The organism is Glutamicibacter sp. BSL13, assembly GCF_052928425.1.
Map to the genome: position 1 here is coordinate 25,485 of NZ_JAVGCZ010000004.1, position 18,460 is coordinate 43,944.

Annotated in this window: 18 protein-coding genes; 11 read left to right on the plus strand and 7 right to left on the minus strand. The window is 65.1% G+C overall.

What is annotated here, in order from left to right:
- Window positions 1-88 precede the first annotated feature (88 nt).
- The 4 genes from RCJ92_RS01235 to RCJ92_RS01250 form a co-directional block, all read right to left on the minus strand.
- Window positions 89-1,681 (minus strand): glucose-6-phosphate isomerase, encoded by a 1,593-nt coding sequence (locus RCJ92_RS01235; RefSeq protein ID WP_138926355.1) that lies wholly within the window; start codon window positions 1,679-1,681, stop codon window positions 89-91.
- Window positions 1,682-2,785, minus strand: a complete 1,104-nt coding sequence (gene tal / locus RCJ92_RS01240; protein ID WP_138177788.1) for a transaldolase — start codon at window positions 2,783-2,785, stop codon at window positions 1,682-1,684.
- Between the two features lie 15 nt (window positions 2,786-2,800).
- On the minus strand, window positions 2,801-4,921 hold the full coding sequence (tkt, locus tag RCJ92_RS01245) for a transketolase (RefSeq protein ID WP_138926354.1): 2,121 nt from the start codon (window positions 4,919-4,921) through the stop codon (window positions 2,801-2,803).
- A gap of 352 nt (window positions 4,922-5,273) precedes the next feature.
- A complete protein-coding gene (locus RCJ92_RS01250) occupies window positions 5,274-5,834 on the minus strand; it encodes a TetR/AcrR family transcriptional regulator (protein WP_446753529.1) in 561 nt (186 codons plus the stop codon).
- Window positions 5,835-5,892: 58 nt separating this feature from the next.
- Here RCJ92_RS01250 and RCJ92_RS01255 point away from each other — a divergent pair, with 58 nt between their 5' ends.
- The 5 genes from RCJ92_RS01255 to RCJ92_RS01275 all read left to right on the plus strand — a co-directional run bounded on the left by RCJ92_RS01255 (window position 5,893) and on the right by RCJ92_RS01275 (window position 10,031).
- Window positions 5,893-6,327, plus strand: a complete 435-nt coding sequence (locus RCJ92_RS01255) for a hypothetical protein (protein WP_446753530.1) — start codon at window positions 5,893-5,895, stop codon at window positions 6,325-6,327.
- 67 nt (window positions 6,328-6,394) lie between these two features.
- A complete protein-coding gene (locus tag RCJ92_RS01260) occupies window positions 6,395-6,730 on the plus strand; it encodes a hypothetical protein (RefSeq protein ID WP_054820774.1) in 336 nt (111 codons plus the stop codon).
- A 969-nt stretch (window positions 6,731-7,699) separates the two neighbouring features.
- Entirely contained in the window at window positions 7,700-8,602 is a 903-nt protein-coding gene (locus RCJ92_RS01265; RefSeq protein ID WP_246049874.1) for a heme o synthase, read from the plus strand.
- A gap of 144 nt (window positions 8,603-8,746) precedes the next feature.
- Window positions 8,747-9,067 carry a PadR family transcriptional regulator gene (locus RCJ92_RS01270; protein WP_360028622.1) on the plus strand — a complete coding sequence of 107 codons (321 nt, stop codon included), beginning with the start codon at window positions 8,747-8,749 and terminating at the stop codon, window positions 9,065-9,067.
- Window positions 9,060-10,031 carry an HAAS signaling domain-containing protein gene (locus RCJ92_RS01275; protein WP_446753531.1) on the plus strand — a complete coding sequence of 324 codons (972 nt, stop codon included), beginning with the start codon at window positions 9,060-9,062 and terminating at the stop codon, window positions 10,029-10,031. Before RCJ92_RS01270 ends, RCJ92_RS01275 begins: the two co-directional genes overlap by 8 nt.
- 227 nt (window positions 10,032-10,258) lie before the next feature.
- Here RCJ92_RS01275 and RCJ92_RS01280 read toward each other — a convergent pair whose 3' ends face one another.
- Genes RCJ92_RS01280 through RCJ92_RS01290 form a run of 3 tightly spaced genes read right to left on the minus strand, consistent with a single transcriptional unit; the run spans window position 10,259 to window position 12,982 of the window.
- Window positions 10,259-11,215, minus strand: coding sequence for a COX15/CtaA family protein (locus RCJ92_RS01280; RefSeq protein WP_446753532.1), 957 nt, complete (start codon window positions 11,213-11,215; stop codon window positions 10,259-10,261).
- A gap of 28 nt (window positions 11,216-11,243) precedes the next feature.
- Window positions 11,244-12,026, minus strand: coding sequence for an ABC transporter permease (locus tag RCJ92_RS01285; RefSeq protein WP_138926350.1), 783 nt, complete (start codon window positions 12,024-12,026; stop codon window positions 11,244-11,246).
- Window positions 12,023-12,982 (minus strand): ABC transporter ATP-binding protein, encoded by a 960-nt coding sequence (locus tag RCJ92_RS01290; RefSeq protein WP_446753533.1) that lies wholly within the window; start codon window positions 12,980-12,982, stop codon window positions 12,023-12,025. The genes RCJ92_RS01285 and RCJ92_RS01290 overlap by 4 nt, the downstream gene beginning before the upstream one ends.
- Before the next feature lie 191 nt (window positions 12,983-13,173).
- Here RCJ92_RS01290 and RCJ92_RS01295 point away from each other — a divergent pair, with 191 nt between their 5' ends.
- The 6 genes from RCJ92_RS01295 (at window position 13,174) to RCJ92_RS01320 (ending at window position 18,455) form a co-directional block, all read left to right on the plus strand.
- Window positions 13,174-13,959, plus strand: a complete 786-nt coding sequence (locus RCJ92_RS01295) for a helix-turn-helix transcriptional regulator (protein ID WP_446753534.1) — start codon at window positions 13,174-13,176, stop codon at window positions 13,957-13,959.
- The gene (gene sufB / locus RCJ92_RS01300; protein ID WP_138177770.1) at window positions 13,956-15,416 is read left to right on the plus strand and encodes a Fe-S cluster assembly protein SufB; all 1,461 of its coding nucleotides are present in this window, start codon (window positions 13,956-13,958) and stop codon (window positions 15,414-15,416) included. Before RCJ92_RS01295 ends, sufB begins: the two co-directional genes overlap by 4 nt.
- A gap of 2 nt (window positions 15,417-15,418) precedes the next feature.
- Complete coding sequence (gene sufD / locus RCJ92_RS01305; protein ID WP_446753535.1) at window positions 15,419-16,696, plus strand: Fe-S cluster assembly protein SufD; 1,278 nt, start codon at window positions 15,419-15,421, stop codon at window positions 16,694-16,696.
- Between the two features lie 47 nt (window positions 16,697-16,743).
- Window positions 16,744-17,502 carry a Fe-S cluster assembly ATPase SufC gene (gene sufC, locus RCJ92_RS01310; protein WP_054820772.1) on the plus strand — a complete coding sequence of 253 codons (759 nt, stop codon included), beginning with the start codon at window positions 16,744-16,746 and terminating at the stop codon, window positions 17,500-17,502.
- Between the two features lie 13 nt (window positions 17,503-17,515).
- Entirely contained in the window at window positions 17,516-17,860 is a 345-nt protein-coding gene (locus RCJ92_RS01315) for a metal-sulfur cluster assembly factor (RefSeq protein ID WP_138177766.1), read from the plus strand.
- A 247-nt stretch (window positions 17,861-18,107) separates the two neighbouring features.
- Window positions 18,108-18,455, plus strand: coding sequence for a metal-sulfur cluster assembly factor (locus RCJ92_RS01320; protein ID WP_446753536.1), 348 nt, complete (start codon window positions 18,108-18,110; stop codon window positions 18,453-18,455).
- Window positions 18,456-18,460: the final 5 nt, after the last annotated feature.

An 18,460-nucleotide genomic window follows, 5' to 3' on the forward strand; every position in this document is an offset into this window, starting at 1 on the left:
GCCGGCCGCCGGCGGTGCCCCGCCCACCACGGCGCGGGCCGGGGTGGGCGGGACACTCACCCGGAAACCGGGCGGGGCACCGGCGCGGCTACTGCGCGCCGTCCTCGAGGCCGAGCGCGGCCAGCAGCTGGGCGGTGCCCGCGGCGCGGTCGGTGAAGTGCAGGCGCAGCACCGGGCGGGCGTGCTCCTCATCGCACAGCACGTTCGCGTCCCCGGAGGCCTGGGCGGCGATCAGCCCGGCGAAGCCGAAGCTGCGCCCGGGGATCTGCACGTCCCGCTGCGACTGGGTGGTCAGCTGCAGGTAGACCCCGGTGCGCGGCCCGCCCTTGTGGTACTGCCCGGTGGAGTGCAGGAAGCGCGGACCCCAGCCGAAGGTCACCGGGCGTCCGGTGCGTTCGGCCAGCACGTCGCGCAGCGACTGCAGCTTCGCATCCCCGTGCCGGTCCAGGTAGGCCTGGATGGCCAGGTAGCCGTTCTCGGGCAGCTGGGCGGTGAGCTGCTCCAGCGCATCGGCCAGGCTGTCGGCGGTGGAACCGTAGACCTCGATGGCGCCGAACACCGCGTCCGGTTCCCCGGCGGACGGGGCGTCCAGCAGGGTGCGGGCGGCGGCCTTGGCGGCCTCCACGTCGGGCTGGTCAAACGGGTTCAGCTGAAGCAGGTAGCCGGCCACCGCGGTGGCGTACTCGAAGATCAGGAACGCGGCGCCCAGCGGGGCGGAGAAGTGGATGGCGGTGGTGTCCTCGGCCACCTCGTCGGGCAGCTGCCCGTACAGGTAGAGCGGCATCACATCGCCGGCCGGGTCACGCAGCTCCGGGGCGTTGAGGTGGGCGACCACAGGCAGGATCCCCTTGCCCAGCTTGCCGGTGGATTCGGCGATGAGCTGCTCGGCCCAGTCCCCGAACCCGGCCAGCGCCTGGGCGTCGGAGGCGAAGACCAGCTTGTCCCGCCCGGTGGTGGCCAGCGCCGCCCCCAGGTGCAGGGCCAGGTTGTCCTCGTCGTCCTCGGCCAGCAGGTCCGAGACCAGCCCGGCCTCCTCCAGCAGCGCGTCGATGTCCGCCCCGGCCAGCCCCGAGGGCACCAGGCCGAACGCGGTCAGCGCCGAGTAGCGTCCGCCCACGTTCGGGTCGGCGGTGAACACCGCCCGCACCCCGCTAGGGTCGTCCATCGGCGAGCCCGGGTCGGTGACCAGCACCAGCCGGGTGGCCGGGTCGATGTCGGCGGCCTGGAAGGCGGCGGTGAAGGCGCGGCGCTGCGAATCGGTTTCCACGGTGGAGCCGGACTTGGAGGCGATGACCACCACCGTGTGCTGCAGGTCCTCGTTGAGGATCGCGGAGACCATCTGCGGGTCGGTGGTGTCGCACACCACCAGGTCCACGCCGTCGTTCGCGGTGATCACCTCCGGGGCCAGCGAGGAGCCGCCCATCCCGCACAGCACAATGCGGGTCAGGCCCTCAGCCACCAGCTCATCGCGCAGGTTCAGGATTGCCGGCACCAGTTCCTCGGCAGTGTCGAAGGGGTTGGTCCAGCCCAGCCGGATGGCGGCCTCGGACTCGGCCTCGGGCCCCCACAGGGTGGGGTCCTGGGCCGCGATGCGGCTGCCGACCTTATCCTCCAGCAGCCGCGGCAGGTATTTCTCGACCGAGGCCAGGGCGGCCCCGGAGGTCACCAGACCCAGTTCCATTTACTTGGCCTCCTTGAGCGCCACGGCCATGTCCTGCAGCAGTTCGTTCCACGAGTCCTCGAACTTCTTCACGCCCTCGGTCTCCAGCTGCTCCACGACCTGGTTGTAGTCGATGCCCAGGGCCGCCAGCTTGTCCAGCACGCGGTTGGCGGCATCGTAGCTGCCGGCGATCGCGTTGGGGCGCACCTGGGCCTCGGCGGCGGTGGCGTCCAGCGTCTTTTCCGGCATGGTGTTCACGGTCTGCGGGGCAACCAGCTCGGTGACGTACAAGGTGGCCGGGTAGGCCGGATCCTTCACACCGGTGGAGGCCCACAACGGACGCTGCACGTTGGCGCCGGCGGCGGCCAGCACCTCGAAGCGGGCGGTGGAGAACTGCTCCTCGAAGATCTGGTAGGCCAGGCGGGCGTTGGCCACACCGGCCTGCCCGCGCACGGCGGCGGCCTCATCGGTGCCCAGCGCATCCAGGCGCTTGTCGATCTCGGTGTCCACGCGGGAGACGAAGAAGGAGGCGACCGAATGGATCTTGGACAGGTCCAGGCCCTTGGCGTGGGCCTTCTCCAGGCCAATCAGGTACGCGTTGATGACCTCGCGGTAGCGCTCCAGGGAGAAGATCAGGGTGACGTTCACGCTGATGCCCTCGGCGATGGTCTCGCTGATGGCCTCCAGCCCGGCCAGGGTGGCGGGGATCTTGATCAGCACGTTCTCCCGGCCCACGCGCTCATGCAGCGCCTTGGCCTGGGCGATGGTCTCCGCGGTGGTGTGTGCCAGGCGCGGGTCCACCTCGATGGACACGCGTCCGTCCACCCCGCCGGTGGCGTCGTAGACCGGACGGAACAGGTCGCAGGCGCGGGCCACGTCGTCGCTGGTGATTTCCAGGATGGCCGCGTCCACCGACTTCTCGCGGTGTTCGGCGATCGCGGTGCCGTAGACCTCGGCGTTGGACAGTGCGGCGGCGAAGATCGAGGGGTTGGTGGTCACGCCGGTGACGTTCTTCTCCTCAATCAGCTTGGCCAGCGAACCGCTGGTGAGCCGTTCACGGGAGAGGTCATCGAGCCAGATGGAGACACCGGCGTCGGATAGTGCCTGGGTGTTTGGATTACTCATGGGTAAATGGTTTCCTTACTTCGCAACTTTTTCCGCGGCGGCCACCACGGCCTCGGTGGTGATCCCGAATTCGCGGTAGAGCGTCTTGTAGTCGGCGCTGGCGCCGAAGTGATCCAGCGAGATGATCTCGCCCTGCGCGCCAACGAATTCGCGCCAGCCCATGGCCACCCCGGCCTCCACGGAGACGCGGGCGGTGACGGCGGCGGGCAGCACCTCTTCGCGGTAGGCGGCGTCCTGCTTGGCGAACCATTCCTTGCTCGGCAGCGAGACCACGCGGGCGGCAATGTCCTTCTGGGCCAGTTCCTCACGGGCCTGCACCGCCAGCTCCACCTCGGAGCCGGTGGCGATCAGGATGACGTCCGGGGTGACCTCGGCACCCCCGCGCATGGCCTCGGCCAGGATGTAGCCGCCCTTGAGGGTGCCTTCGGCGCCGCGGAAGCCCGGGGCGGTGCGGTCGAAGACGGCCAGGTTCTGGCGGGAGAGCACGATGCCGGCCGGGTTGGTCTTCAGCTGCAGCATGCCCTGCCAGGCGTAGGAGACCTCGTTCGCGTCGCCGGGGCGCACCACGTCCAGGTTCGGGATGGCGCGCAGGCTGGCCAGGTGCTCCACCGGCTGGTGGGTCGGGCCGTCCTCGCCCAGGCCGATCGAGTCGTGGGTCCACACGAAGATCGAGGGCACGCCCATCAGCGCGGCCAGGCGGATGGCCGGGCGCTGGTAGTCCGAGAAGATCAGGAACGTACCGTTGAAGGCGCGGGTCGGGGAGCCGAGCACGATGCCGTTGGTGATCGCCGCGGCCGCATGCTCACGGATGCCAAAGTGCAGCACGCGCCCGTACGGGTTGGCCGCCCAGGCGTCGGTGGAGCGCTCGGCCGGGGCGAAGGACGCGGCGTCGTTGATGGTGGTGTTGTTTGAACCGGCCAGGTCGGCAGAGCCGCCCCAGAGTTCGGGCAGCACCTCGGCGATGGAGTTGATGACCTTGCCGGAGGCGGCGCGGGTGGCCAGGGAGGTGCCGGCCTCGAACACCGGCAGCTTCTGCTCCCAACCCTCGGGCAGCTCGCCGGCGCGCAGGCGTTCGAGCAGGGCGGCGTCCTGCGGGTTGGACTTGGCCCAGGTGGAGAACTTCTCGTCCCACTCACGGTGCGCCTGGGCGCCGCGGTCGGCGACCTTGCGGGCGTGGGCGAGCACGTCGTCGGCGATGTGGAAGTGGGCTTCGGTGTCAAAGCCCAGGGCCTTCTTCAACCCGGCGACTTCCTCCCCGCCCAGCTTGGCGCCGTGGATGCCGCCGGTGTTGGCCTTGGTCGGCGAGGGCCAGCCGATGATGGTGCGCAGCGAGATGATCGACGGGCGGGTGGTTTCGGCCTTCGCCGCGCGGATCGCCGCGTCCAGCTCGTTCATGTCCTCGACGTAGTCACCGGTCTTGGTCCAGTCCACCCGCTGGGTGTGCCAGCCGTAGGCGGCGTAGCGGGCGAGCACGTCCTCGCTGAAGGCGATGTCGGTGTCGTCCTCGATGGAGATCTCGTTGTCGTCGTAGATCACCACCAGGTTGCCCAGCTGCTGGTGTCCGGCCAGCGAGGAGGCCTCGGAGGTGACGCCCTCCTGCATGTCGCCGTCGGAGGCGATGACGTAGATGGTGTGGTCAAAGGGGCTGGTGCTGGCCGGGGCCTGCGGGTCGAACATGCCGCGCATCCGACGCTGGGCGTAGGCGAAGCCCACGGAGGAGGCCAGGCCCTGGCCGAGCGGGCCGGTGGTGATTTCCACGCCCGCGGTGTGGCCGAACTCCGGGTGGCCCGGGGTCTTGGCGTCCCAGGTGCGCAGCGCGGCCAGGTCCTCCATCTCCAGGCCGTAGCCGGAGAGGAAGAGCTGCAGGTACAGGGTCAGCGAAGTGTGACCGGGGGAGAGGATGAAGCGGTCGCGGCCGAACCAGTTCGGGTCGTTCGGGTCGTGGCGCAGGTGCTTCTGGAAGATCAGATAGGCGGCCGGGGCCAGGCTGATGGCGGTACCGGGGTGGCCGTTGCCGACTTTTTCGACGGCATCAGCGGCCAGGACGCGAGCCGTGTCGATGGCCTTCTGGTCCAACTCGGTGAGTGAAAATTCTTCAACTAAGGATTCAGTCGCCACTGCGGCGTTTCCTTCCATTCAGGCTGGGGGAATGGTGTTTTCCCGCTGACACGCAATACGCCGTCGACCTCGAACCCGTGTCGTTCGAACTCGGGGATAAGGCGGCGACGGCGCAACTAGTGTCCACTCTATCGCGGATCACCCGGTTTGTGGTGGGTTGTTTCAAGATGACAGGTGCAAGATGAAGCACTGGGCCGCACAGGCCTCTTGCCCGCTTCTGCCAGGTCGATACCGCCTGAGCAGCTCTCTTGTTCGATGTATCGCGCCTCTAGGTGAAGGGGGCGCCTCGACCGACGTCCGCAGTAGTGATTGGCCGATTGTCCTTGAGGGGAGTGTTTTCATACTGCGTACCTGGGTGCGATCGGGGTTCTCACTGTGGGGTTTTGACGGGGGTGAAGATTGTGCGCACCGTGGCAGAGATGACGGCTTCCGCGTCGATGTCCGCGTGGCGTCCTAACACGTGCAGGAACAGGCCCTCGAAGCAGGTCGCGATCAGCTGTACGCCAAGCAGCGGATCGTTGGCACCCAGTGCCACCAGCGCGGGTAGAACCGAGCTCTCGATGCTCTTTCGGCCTGCCGAGAGTGCGGACCGGACTCCCGCATCGTGACTACCTTCCACTATTAACGCGAGGCGCGCTGCCGTTATCTTGCGAGAGGGACCGACCAAATGGCGGAAGAGCATGGACAATGACTCGGAAAAATCTTCTGGCGTATTTGCGCTGAAGCCGACGGCGATCTCGGGTAGTTCTCTGGCGACCATATGCTCACAAACCCCCAGAAGGAGTGCTTCACGCGTACGGAAAAAGTTTGATGTGGACCCCCGGGGGAGTCCGGCGCGTTCGTCCACTCGCAGATGCGTTAGCGCACGAACGCCTCCGCTCGCCAATAGGTCGATAGCTGCGGTGATCGCCTGGTTTCGGTTGCTGGGCATAAACGAACCTTACTACGGGCATAGTGACAGATTACTATGTCCGTAGTAGTCTTAGGATATGACACTGGTCACAGCTCTTGCGGGGCTAACATTGCTCCTCCTTGTGATGACGTCGATCCTCGGCGTGGTCTCTCTGTCGACTTGGCGGCGTCACCGAAATGCATCCTTCCCGACGAAAAGGGTCGCAGCACACATTGCTCTACAGGTCGCGAGCACCACGTTCTGGGTCGCCTTCCTGGTCGCCATGCGAACGTGGATCGCCTGGGTCGCGTTTGCCGTAATTACGGCCGGCCAGGTCCTCGGCGACTTGCTTATGTTTGCGAGCTACCGTGCGCGGCACGGCATCGACAGCGCTGCGGGGAACTACGTAGCGGTAGCCAAGGACGTCCTCGGCTTCTCACGTCCGGTGCCTGCGCTCCACGCGATCGTCGGGGCGCTGGGATGGTTCACGATGCTCGGTGTCTGTGTCTTTGCAACGCTCGTGTTGCGGTGAGTTCTGGTGGACGGGCTGTGGCCAGCCGCAGGAGAAGCAAACCTCGTTTATGGGATTGGAGAAAGTCATGAACCTCTTGCTGACCCCTATTCTTGTCGTTTTCATCGGACTCTTTGTGCGGTCGCGACTAATGGCGGCGTTGCTCTACCTCGTCATCGAGGCGATTCTGTTCACGTTTCAGACACTCCTGGTGCTTCTGAACTGGCTGAATGGCGGGCTTACAGTCTTCGGCGACGGAATGTTCGGTCCGACGCCGAAGGGTCTTCCGCTCGTGCTCAATGAAGGGGAAGTTTGGTCATATGGGCTCGTGAATCTTGGGATCATGACCATGGGGGTGGCGCTGACCGTGCTGTTTGTCACCCTCCGCAATCGCAGTCGGGAAAGAAGGAGTACCTCACCCTGAGGTGAGGACCCTGAAGATTTCTTCATCACGGCCAAAAGTCGAAGGCATCAATGAGACATGTCGATAGCACTCTATTTCGATGGTCCGTACGACGTTCCTCGCGAATAGTGAACCGTTGCCGATGGCGTGGGCCCTATGAAATGAGGCAACTGCACCGGAGGTTTCAGCGGTTTCCAGTTAGGGTGACAACCGAACAGATCGATGCCCGCAGGGATACTGAAGATCGTCACTTCGGTCGGCCCCGAAGACCCGAGGCTGTGGGCCTGAGGGTCCACGCTCCTCATGGTGAATGCCCCCATTGATGGAGCCCTCCGCCGGGATCCTTCATTTCAGCTCCTGCAATCCACTGTCGGCTTTTCTGTCTATCGGAAGGTCGTTGGGTGCAGCCCGGGTTGGTTGGACGTGCACCAGGCTAAGGCGTGCCTTCCGATCTCTGGGGCTGCCGACGGAAATGGCCGGCACCGCACCTTGGAGGTATTCGCCATGACCTGCCACGTCTCGATCGCCATGGCCTGCTCCAAGTGCAGTTCCGCTTACCAGCCACAAACCGCTGCTTTTGTATATCTGGTGATCCACAAAGTGTCACTCTTGTCAAAGGCTTGCAGGGTGAGTGAGACAAATGGTCCCGGCAGGAGTTTGGGAAGTAGGGATAATCCACCCGTCGTCCACTTCTCATGATCGCGATGAATTCGGGCGGCGGGCATCGATGCTCAACGAGGGGTGGTAGCGCGCAATCAGTTCCGAAGGTGTTGCCGCGTTGCGATTTAGTGCGGGAGATGGCTGGAATCACGCCGGAGTAGGCCGGATATGACCCAACTCAACTACCCTAAGTCTTCTATTACGCGTAGAATAAGGACGTCTGTCTTGTACCCGTGAAGAACTGAGTGCGTTTAATTGAAGTCTCTTAGTGTCGCCGATGCGCCGAGCCCCCAGGCCTCGCGTCAGCTCGATGAGACCACCGGCGAATTCATCAAGCGCAAGGCCAGTGCCTACGTGGCATTGACCAAGCCGCGCGTCATTGAGTTGCTTCTGGTCACCACCCTGCCCACGATGATCTTCGCCTACGGCGGGTTCCCCTCGGTGTGGCTGATGGCTTCGACCCTGATTGGCGGCGCATTGGCTGCTGGAGCCTCGGGCGCCTTCAACTGCTATTTCGACCGGGACATGGACCGGCTGATGAAGCGTACCAAGGGCCGCCCGCTGGTGACCGGAGATGTGACTCCGCGCGAAGCGCTGATCTTCTCCTGGGTGCTGGCCATTACCTCTCTGGCGATCTTCTGGTTCGGCACCAACCCGCTGACCACGGCACTGGGGCTGCTGGCCATCCTGTTCTACGTGGTGCTCTATACGCTGATCCTCAAGCGCCGCACGACCCAGAACATCGTGTGGGGCGGCATCGCCGGATGCATGCCGGTGCTGATCGCCTGGGCCGCGGTCACCAACACCCTGGAATGGCCGGCCTTCATCCTGTTCGTGGTGATCTTCCTGTGGACCCCGCCGCATTACTGGCCGCTGTCCATGAAGTACGCCGATGACTACAACGCGGCCTCGGTGCCGATGTTTGGCGCGATCGCCAACGCTCGGCGCGTCTCCGTGCAGGTCGTGCTCTACGCCTGGGCCACCTTCGTCTGCTCGATGCTGCTAGTGCCCATGGGCTACGCCGGCATCGTGTACACCGCCCTGGCCGGCGGGGCCGGTCTCTGGTTCGTTTACGAGTCGCACGTGCTCTACCGCGAAGCCCAGCGCGAGCACAAGCCCGCTGAGATGAACCGCAAGGCGATGAAGGTCTTCCACATCTCCATCACCTACCTGTCGATCGTGTTCCTTGCCCTGGCCATCGACCCGTTCGTCGGCAGCCCGCTGTTCGGCTAGAACCCCACACTTCAGCCCCCGGTGCATTCGCCGGGGGCTTTTTGTGTTCTCGTCCAACCCGTAAGTTCGGCCCCTGGGTGACTCTTGCTGTACAAGTCTTGTGGTGCAAGGTATCTTCAACTTATGGATCGGGCAGTGGAGAAAATGGCAACCAACCTGCGCAAGGGCGTGCTGGAGTACTGTGTGCTCGCCTTGCTCGATCAACGCGAAATGTACGGCCTGGAGATCGCAAACGAGCTCATGGAACGCGAGCTTTCGGCCAGCGAAGGAAGTTTGTACCCCCTTTTGGCGCGCATGAAGCAGGCTGGCAGCGTCGATGCACGCTGGGAGGCCGGAGATGGCACCCGTTCGCGGAAGTACTATGCCATCACCGAGCACGGCCAACATCAACTGGCCAGCTTTCGCGAGGTGTGGCGGGGGATTCAGCAGCAGGTTGACGGGCTCTTGGGAGGGCATCATGTCTAGCATTTCCACCGATCGTGCGACCCAGCGGTATTTGCGCCGGCTCAAGGGTGCCTTGGCCGACGTAACACGACCTGAGAGGGAATCGATTCTGCAGGACGTGCGGGACCATATTGACGAGGCCCTGGCCCAGGGGCGTGATCCGGAACGGATCCTGGCGGCATTGGGTGAGCCCAGGCTCGTCGCCGAGGCAAGCCGCAGCGAACTGGATCCACGCGCCCGGGGCGGCGTGCGCAACCCGGCAACGGTGCTGTGGGGTGTCACCGTCGCCCTGGGCGTTCTGGCCGCGGTGGTGGTGAGCTTTTTCCTGCGCAATCCCGAGGGGCTGAGCCCGGAGGCGACCAGCGTGCCGCAGGGGAGGTTATCCTCCCTGGTCGACGCCTATGGTCCGGGCGCTGCCGTGTTGACCCTGCTCCCGGCGTTGGCCTGCGCTGGGGTGGTGCTGGTGCCGGATGGTGCGCGGCGGTGGCTGATGATGCTCATCGCGGCCTTGTTGAGCGTGCTGGTGTTCACCGGGCCCTTCGACGCGGGCCTGTTCCTGGTGCCCATGGCGATCACCGCCTGGATGGGCGCCGTCATTGGATATGCCAGCACGGTGACAGCACCCCGGGCGGAAGCCCTGGTGATGCGCATTCTCGGGGCACTGCTGTTGGTGGTGCCGGTGGTGCTGGTCCTCGCCGGCTTGATGGTGGGAAGCTTCGGTGCGGCCCAGGTCCCATTGCTGCTCTGGGCTGTCTTTAGTGTGCTGCTTGCCGCGGGTTATGCCGCGAACTTCCGTGCAGCCCACTGGGTCACCCTGGCCTATGGTCTGCTGGTACTGGGGGTGGCGGTTGTTGATGCCGGAATCCTGGTCGCCGCCCTGTGGGTCGGCGGTGGGGTCATCCTGGCGATAGGGCTGTACGGACTGCTGCGCCTGCCCCTGCGCAGCGCGCTTCGGGTGCCGGAGGCCGGCGGGGAGCAGTCCTAGCTTCCAGGGCCATCCACCGACCGAAAGCAGGGGTGCAGCAGCTTCGCCCCGGGTATCGAGCGTCCCCGGCTGTGTGCGGCTCCGCACCAGGGTTTCGGGCAGTGAAGTGCCACCGGAAGCGCGTCATGCTGGACAAAGAACAGCGACCCGGTGTCGGAGCGAATTGGGTTCCGACACCGGGTCGCTGGGCGCCACGGTGGGACGGCCTGGGGCCGTCTTGGGGCCAGTTAGAGCTGCGGGACGTTGTGCTGCGGCACCTCGTACTTGGGCAGGCGCACCGCACGGTCCCACACGTTGGTGGTGGCGATGCCCAGCAGCGCACTGCCCAGCATGTGCAGGATGACCAGCACGATCGGCAGTCCGGTGAAGTGCTGGATGTACCCGATCGCGGCCTGCAGGAGCAGCACGCCGACCAGCCAGTACAGCCCGTGGGTGAATTCCGGGCCGGCCTTGCGCTTGGCCGCCAGCACCAGCAGGACAATGGTCGCGCCGATCAGCAGGTACACCGGGGCGGTGTGCATGCGGGTCACGGTCAGCGGGTCGAACAGGTGGCGGGGGGCCGAGGCGTCCCCGGCGTGCGGACCGGTGCCGGTGACCACGGTGCCGAAGATGATGGCCAGCATGGACGCGATCCAGGCCACCCAGGAGACCTGGGCGATGGTCTTGTCCTGCACCGGGGCGGGGGTGTGCTTGTATTCGCGGCCGGTGCGGTTGACCAGTACGGTGGCCAGCATGACCAGGGCCATGGACAGCAGGAAGTGCAGGGACACCACCCACGGGTTCAGCCCGGACCAGACGGTGATGCCGCCGATGACCCCCTGGAAGGGGATGCCGATGAGCAGGACCCAGCCGATCACGAACAGCGAACGGTGGGTGGAGCGCATCCTCCAGATGGCCACCAGGAAGGCCAGGGCGATGGCCATCAGCACGAAGGTCAGCAGGCGGTTGCCGAACTCAATGAAACCGTGGATGCCCATTTCCGGGACCGGGGTCATGGTGCCGGGCATGCAGTTCGGCCACTGGGAGCAACCCAGCCCGGACTTGGTCAGGCGCACGGCGCCGCCACTGATGATGATGCCCACCTGGGAGACCAGCGAGGCGATCGCCAAGCCGTGCACGGTCTTGGTGACCTTGGTGGGCAGCCTGTCCGCCCAGCTCGTGGACGGGGCAACGGACGAAGACATTAACTTCTCCCTCGGATTGGTGTGGCGGTTAGTTCCATTTGAACAGCTTGACGGCCGCGAATGAGCCCACGACGGTCCACACCACCAGCAGCAGGCCTGCCGGGAAGTGGAAGACGCCGTCGATGAGCGCCGCGCGCAGCGAATCGCCCAATGCCGCGGAGGGCAGGGCGTTGAGGATGGGGTGGATCCAGGCCGGGGCCATGGAGGTCGGGAAGAGCACCCCGCCGACGCCGGCCAGCAGGATCCAGGCCAGGTTGGTGATGGCCAGCGTCGCCTCGGGCCGTACGGTCCCGGCGATCAGCAGACCCAGGGCGGTAAAGCAGCCGGCGCCCAACAGCAGGAAGAGCAGGGAGGGCAGGATGCCGACCAGGCGTGGTTCCCAGCCCAGCAGCAGCGCGCAGGCCCCGATCAGCACCAGCTGGATGGCCAGGACGGTCAATACGGCCACGACCTTGCCGAAGATCAGCCCGGTGCGCCCCAGCGGGGTGGTGGAGAACATCCGCAGCACCCCGTAGCGCCGGTCGAACCCGGTGCCGATGCCCTGCCCGGTGAACGCGGTGGACACCACGCACAGGGCCAGCACCCCGGGCACGGCGGCGTCGATGTTGCGTTCGGCCACCCCGTCGATGAGGTTGGTGAAGGTCAGGGCGAACAAGGCGATCAGCGGCATCACGATGGCCAGCACCAGCTGTTCACCGTTGCTGAGCATCACGAGGGTCTCGTACTTGCCCTGCAGGGCGATGCGCCGCAACGGGGAGACCGCATTGTTGGGCACGCTCTGGTGCCGGGGAAGCTCGGTCGGTGCGCTCATGCGTTATCGGGCTCCTTCTGGGCGATCTCCAGGAACACGTCCTCCAGGCTGCGGGCCTGCAGGCTCAGGTGGTGGGGCAGAATGCCGGCCTCGGCCCACCAGGTGGTCAGCCACAGCAGGTGTTCGGGGGAGCGGACCCCGTCCAGGCGGTATTCGCCCGGGGCCGTTTCGCTCAGGTGCAGTCCGGCGGGCACGGTAACCGGCAGCGCCAGGCCGGCTCCGGCCCCGAAGGAGACCGGGCGGGTCTGCTGTTCGGCGGCGGCCAGGGTGGTCAGTTCGCTGACCGTCCCCTGGGCGACGGTGCGCCCACGGTCGATGATGTACACGTAGTCGCTGAGCTTCTGGGCGTCATCCATCAGGTGGGTGGTCAGGATGATGGCCTTGCCCGCATCGCGCAGGTCGCCGATCAGGTCGAACACCACCTGGCGCGACTGCGGGTCCAGCCCGGCGCTGGGCTCGTCGAGGAAGACGACTTCCGGGTCCCCGGCCAGTGCCGCGGCCAGCGCGACGCGCTGCTTCTGTCCGCCAGAAAGCCGGCGGATGGTGCGCGAGGCGAAGGATTCGATGTCCAGCCGTTTGATCAGCGCATCCAGGTCGATGGGGTTGCGGTAAAGCGAAGCGACGTGGCGCAGCAGCGGGATCGGGCGCATCGACGGGGGCAGCCCGCCATCCTGGAGCATCACCCCCACCCGGGAGCGCAGTTCGGGCTTGTCCCCGTAGGGATCCTGCCCCAGCAGCTGGATGCTTCCGCTGTCCGGGCGCAGCAGGCCCTGGGCACAGCTGAGGGTGGTGGACTTCCCGGCGCCGTTGGAGCCAAGCAGGGTGGTCACCTGTCCGGGGTGGGCCTTGAGTGAGACGGAGTGCAGGACCCGGAGCATCCGGTTATTCAGCGCCGGCACCGGTCCAAGGTCCTTGCACAGCTCACTGATGATGAGACTGGGGGAATCGGAAGACACCCATCGATTCTACGCTAGGTCGAAGTTGGGTCCGATGAGGCTTTGCTCACGGCGGTTTTCGGGCAGACACGCTAAGATAAATTTCGTGGTCATGTTGAAAATTGCCGGTGCCGAGCAGGTGTCGACAATGGCTAACCTTAGTAAGCACTCCCTTACTAGACCTTAGCGCTAAATATGGTCATGCTTGTGTTGTGTATTCATCTAAAGCAAACTCAGTTGGCGATCAGCCGGCAAAGGTAGTGGGCGCGATTGGGGATACCGAAGAACGGACGCGCGACCGCGTGTTGTATGCCGTCTTGGAAGACGGCCCGGTCAGCGCGGCAGAGTTGGGCAAGAAACTTGGTTTCACCCCGGCAGCCGTTCGACGCCATCTCGACGCCCTGTCCAAGGCCGGGCTGGTCGAGGTCAAGCTGGTCGCAAACCAGAAGTCTGGTGCCGGACGCCCCTCGCGCCGGTACGTGCTCTCCCACCGGGGGCAGGCGAAGTTGGGCAACGACTACCTGGACATCGCCACCCAGGCCCTGCGGGACCTGGGCGACGCGGTCGGGGAGGACGCCATCCGCGGGTTCGCCCGCCGCCGCTTCCAGGACATGGAGGACCGGTACGCCAAGGCCCTTGAGGGGGTCGAAGGCCTGGAGCAGCGGGCCGAGGTGCTCGGTGAGCTGCTGAACGCCGACGGATTTGTCGGGTACACGCGCACCGTGGACACCAAGCTGCCCACGGCGTTGATGCACAGCGTGCAGCTGTGCCAGGGGCATTGCCCCATCCAAGACTTGGCACGTGAGTTCCCGGTGTTCTGTGACACCGAGACGGAAATGTTCGCCCGGCTGCTGGGGGTCGATGTACGTCGGCTCTCCACGCTGGCCAGCGGCGGTCACGTGTGCACGACCCACATCCCCGTGGGCCGTGAAAAGGCGCCGCGACGCGCCGAGAAGAGAACTCGAATTCAGTTCACGAAGCAGGAGAGGCCGCGATGACGGATCAGATTGCACATGAGTCTGCCGACCCGGGCGTGATTTCCGAGATCCTGGAGAAGAACCCTGAACTCCACGGGATCGGAAACTACGAATACGGTTGGGCTGACAGCGACGAGGCAGGTGCCAGCGCCCAGCGTGGCCTCAGCGAGGCCGTGGTGGAGAACATCTCGCACCTGAAGAGCGAGCCGGAATGGATGCTCGAACGCCGCCTGAAGTCGTTGAAGTACTTTGACCGCAAGCCGATGCCCACCTGGGGCGCGGACCTGTCGGGCATCGACTTCGACAACATCAAGTACTTCGTTCGCTCCACCGAGAAGCAGGCCACCAGCTGGGAGGACCTGCCCGAGGACATCAAGAACACCTACGACAAGCTGGGCATCCCGGAGGCTGAAAAGCAGCGCCTGGTGGCCGGTGTGGCCGCTCAGTACGAGTCCGAGGTCGTCTACCACCAGCTGCGTGAGGACCTGGAAGCGCAGGGCGTGGTGTTCCTGGACACCGACACCGCACTGAAGGAACACCCGGAAATCTTCCAGGAGTACTTCGGCACCGTGATCCCGGCGGGCGACAACAAGTTCGCCGCGTTGAACACGGCCGTGTGGTCCGGCGGCTCGTTCGTGTACGTCCCCAAGGGCGTTCACGTCGAAATCCCGCTGCAGGCCTACTTCCGCATCAACACCGAGAACATGGGCCAGTTCGAGCGCACGCTGATCATCGCCGATGAGGGCTCCTACGTGCACTACATCGAGGGCTGCACCGCGCCGATCTACCAGTCGGACTCGCTGCACTCGGCCGTGGTGGAGATCATCGTGAAGAAGAACGCCCGCGTTCGCTACACCACCATCCAGAACTGGTCGAACAACGTCTACAACCTGGTCACCAAGCGCGCCATCTGTGAAGAGGGCGCCACCATGGAGTGGGTCGACGGCAACATCGGCTCCAAGGTCACCATGAAGTACCCGGCCGTGTACCTGGTCGGCGAGCACGCCAAGGGCGAGACCCTGTCCATCGCCTTCGCCGGCGAGGGCCAGCACCAGGACACCGGTTCGAAGATGGTGCACATCGCCCCGAACACCTCCAGCGCGATCGTCGCCAAGTCGGTGGCCCGCAATGGCGGACGCTCGGCCTACCGCGGCCTGGTGCAGGTGCGCGAAGGCGCCAAGGGCACCAAGAACTCGGTGGTGTGTGACGCGCTGCTGGTTGACCAGATCTCGCGTTCGGACACCTACCCCTACATTGACGTGCGTGAAGACGACGTCACCATGGGCCACGAGGCGACCGTCTCGCGCGTATCCGAGGACCAGCTGTTCTACCTGATGAGCCGCGGCATGGCCGAGGACGAGGCCATGGCAATGATCGTGCGCGGCTTCGTCGAGCCGATCGCCCGCGAGCTGCCGATGGAATACGCACTGGAACTGAACCGCCTCATTGAACTGCAGATGGAAGGATCGGTCGGCTAAGCATGTCGGAGACCACTACCCATATTCCGGACGAGAAGGCCCGCATCGGCGCCCCCTCAATCCCGGGTTTCACCGAAGAGGGCGAGAACCTCTCGCCGCTGAACGAGGCTGCCTCGCCGCTGGCCGGCGACTCGGTCAAGGGCCACAGCCACGGTGGCGGGGTCGGCATTCCCGACTCCTCCCGTGCCGGTCGGCTGACCAGCTACGACGTCGATGACTTCGCGCCGCTGACCGGCCGCGAGGAAGACTGGCGCTTCACCCCGCTCAAGCGCCTGGGCGGGCTGCACAAGAAGGAACTGACCGGCGCCGCGCCGAAGGTTGAGCTCAGCGGCGACGAGAAGGTCACCATCACCACCGTGCCGGCCAGCGACAAGCTGCGCGGCGTGGTCTCCACCCCGGAGGACCGGGTGGCGGCCAACGGCTGGAAGTACGCCAACGAGGCGCACGTGCTGACGATCCCGGCCAACGCCGAGGGCATCAAGTCGCACCTGACCATCACCGGTGAGTCCATGGACCCCGCCGCCCAGCACATCATCGTGATCGCCCAGGAGAACTCCGAGGCGACCCTGGTGCTGGACCACGTCGGTTCCGCCGTGCTCTCGCAGAACATCGAGTTCGAGGTGCGCGCCGGGGCGAAGCTGACCGTCGTGTCGCTGCAGGCCTGGAACGATGACGCGATCCACGCCTCCAGCCAGCAGGCTGCCGTGGCCAAGGACGCCTACTTCAAGCACATCGCCATCTCCTTCGGTGGCGACCTGGTGCGCGTGAACCCCTCGGCCCGTTTCGCCGGGGAGCACGGTGAGGTGGAGCTGTACGGCCTGTACTTCGCAGACGCCGGCCAGCACCAGGAGCACCGCCTGTTCGTGGACCACAACCTGCCCAACTGCACCTCCAACGTGCTCTACAAGGGTGCGCTGCAGGGCGAAGGGGCACACACCGTGTGGATCGGCGACGTGCTGATCCGCAAGGAGGCCTCGGGGACCGACTCCTACGAAGCCAACCGCAACCTGGTGCTCACCGACGGCACCCGCGCCGACTCGGTGCCGAACCTGGAGATCGAGACCGGTCTGATCGAGGGTGCCGGGCACGCCTCGACCACCGGACGCTTCGATGACGAGCACCTGTTCTACCTGATGAGCCGTGGCATCGACGAGAAGTCCGCCCGCCGCCTGGTGGTTCGCGGCTTCCTGAACGAAATCGTGCAGCAGATCCGCGATGAGGAACTTGAAGCGCGCCTGACCGACATCATCGAAAAGGAATTGGCCGTCACCAACAACTAGTTGGCCGGGTAATTCGAAAGATTTTAGACACAGAAACGGAACGACGTATGTCTACTTTGGAAATCAAGGACCTGCACGTCTCGATCGACACCGAGCAGGGCGAGAAGGAAATCCTCAAGGGCGTCTCGCTGGTGATCAACACCAACGAAACCCACGCGATCATGGGTCCGAACGGTTCGGGCAAGTCCACCCTGGCCGCCACCATCGCCGGTCACCCGCGCTACAACGTCACCAGCGGCTCGATCATGCTGGACGGCGAGGACGTGCTGGAGATGAGCGTTGACGAGCGCGCCAAGGCCGGCCTGTTCCTGGCCATGCAGTACCCGGTCGAGGTCCCGGGCGTGTCCATGACCAACTTCCTGCGCACCGCCAAGACCGCCATCGACGGCGAAGCACCGAAGCTGCGCACCTGGACCAAGGACGTCAAGGAAGCCATGGGCAAGCTGAAGATCGACGCCGACTTCGCCCAGCGCAACGTCAACGAAGGCTTCTCCGGCGGTGAGAAGAAGCGCGTGGAAATCCTGCAGCTGGAACTGTTCAAGCCGAAGTTTGCCGTGCTGGATGAAACCGACTCGGGCCTGGACGTTGACGCGCTGAAGGTTGTCTCCGAGGGCGTGAACCGTGCCCAGGACGAGAACGAGATGGGCGTTCTGCTGATCACCCACTACACCCGCATCCTGCGCTACATCAAGCCGGACCACGTGCACGTGTTCGTTGACGGCAAGATCGCCGAACAGGGCGGCCCGGAACTGGCCGACCGTCTGGAAGAAGAGGGCTACGACCGTTTCCTGAAGGTCACGGCCTAGTTAGGTGGAAACCATGAGCGAATCAACTGAACAGCACGAGGGGTCGACCACGACCCCGCTGGAGGATGTCGAGGAAGCGCTCAAGGATGTTATTGACCCGGAACTGGGAGTCAATATCGTCGATTTGGGTCTGCTCTACGGGCTGAAGTACGCCGAGGACGGCGTGCTTCTGATCGACATGACCCTGACCACCGCGGCCTGCCCGCTCACCGACGTGATCGAGGAGCAGGTGGCAGCGACGCTGGAGAGCATAGTCGACGAGCACCGTCTGAACTGGGTCTGGATGCCGCCATGGGGTCCGGAACGGATCACCGACGACGGCCGTGACCAGATGCGTGCCCTCGGGTTCAACATCTAGTCACAGACCACGGTCCAGCAGGCCGGCACACCGCCCACGGGCGGGCGTGCCGGCCTGCTGGCGTTAACCCCCACGCGGCGGGTTACAGCAGCCGGCCGCAGCCGCGCCGCCACAAGCAGCGGCCGCGTGGAAGTTACCCGGTGCGGCGTCATCTGCTGGGGGACCGCCACGCCGGATGATAACGTGATGGTCAAGTGGCGTAATCAATGCAGGTTCGCCTTAGTCACATGAGTTTGCGGAGCAGTTGATGTCCGAATCCCCAGAACACGGCGTCCCCACCCGGTTGGCCCGGCCCATGGCCGAGATCCGCGAGGCGCTGAAGGACGTGATCGACCCCGAGCTCGGGGTCAACATCATCGATCTGGGCCTGATGTACGGGCTGCGCTTCAGCGAACGCGGGGTACTGGAAATCGACATGACGCTGACCACCGCCGAATGCCCGCTGACCGATGTGATCGAGGAACAGGTCGCTTCGATCCTAAGGAACCTGGTCGGCACCTACCACCTGAACTGGGTCTGGCTGCCGCCCTGGAGCGCGCAGCGGATCACCGATGAGGGACGAGAGCAATTGCGGGCACTGGGCTTCAACATCTAGCTCCC

Excerpts from the sequence above, each read along its gene's own strand:
- RCJ92_RS01320 (WP_446753536.1), top strand. The coding sequence starts at position 18,108 with ATGTCCGAATCCCCAGAACACGGCGTCCCCACCCGGTTGGCCCGGCCC.
- RCJ92_RS01255 (WP_446753530.1), top strand. The coding sequence starts at position 5,893 with ATGACACTGGTCACAGCTCTTGCGGGGCTAACATTGCTCCTCCTTGTG.
- RCJ92_RS01250 (WP_446753529.1), bottom strand. The coding sequence starts at position 5,834 with ATGCCCAGCAACCGAAACCAGGCGATCACCGCAGCTATCGACCTATTG.
- RCJ92_RS01280 (WP_446753532.1), bottom strand. The coding sequence starts at position 11,215 with ATGTCTTCGTCCGTTGCCCCGTCCACGAGCTGGGCGGACAGGCTGCCC.
- sufB (WP_138177770.1), top strand. The coding sequence starts at position 13,956 with ATGACGGATCAGATTGCACATGAGTCTGCCGACCCGGGCGTGATTTCC.
- tkt (WP_138926354.1), bottom strand. The coding sequence starts at position 4,921 with ATGGAAGGAAACGCCGCAGTGGCGACTGAATCCTTAGTTGAAGAATTT.
- RCJ92_RS01260 (WP_054820774.1), top strand. The coding sequence starts at position 6,395 with ATGAACCTCTTGCTGACCCCTATTCTTGTCGTTTTCATCGGACTCTTT.
- sufC (WP_054820772.1), top strand. The coding sequence starts at position 16,744 with ATGTCTACTTTGGAAATCAAGGACCTGCACGTCTCGATCGACACCGAG.
- RCJ92_RS01285 (WP_138926350.1), bottom strand. The coding sequence starts at position 12,026 with ATGAGCGCACCGACCGAGCTTCCCCGGCACCAGAGCGTGCCCAACAAT.
- RCJ92_RS01270 (WP_360028622.1), top strand. The coding sequence starts at position 8,747 with ATGGCAACCAACCTGCGCAAGGGCGTGCTGGAGTACTGTGTGCTCGCC.
- RCJ92_RS01315 (WP_138177766.1), top strand. The coding sequence starts at position 17,516 with ATGAGCGAATCAACTGAACAGCACGAGGGGTCGACCACGACCCCGCTG.
- sufD (WP_446753535.1), top strand. The coding sequence starts at position 15,419 with ATGTCGGAGACCACTACCCATATTCCGGACGAGAAGGCCCGCATCGGC.
- RCJ92_RS01235 (WP_138926355.1), bottom strand. The coding sequence starts at position 1,681 with ATGGAACTGGGTCTGGTGACCTCCGGGGCCGCCCTGGCCTCGGTCGAG.
- tal (WP_138177788.1), bottom strand. The coding sequence starts at position 2,785 with ATGAGTAATCCAAACACCCAGGCACTATCCGACGCCGGTGTCTCCATC.
- RCJ92_RS01275 (WP_446753531.1), top strand. The coding sequence starts at position 9,060 with ATGTCTAGCATTTCCACCGATCGTGCGACCCAGCGGTATTTGCGCCGG.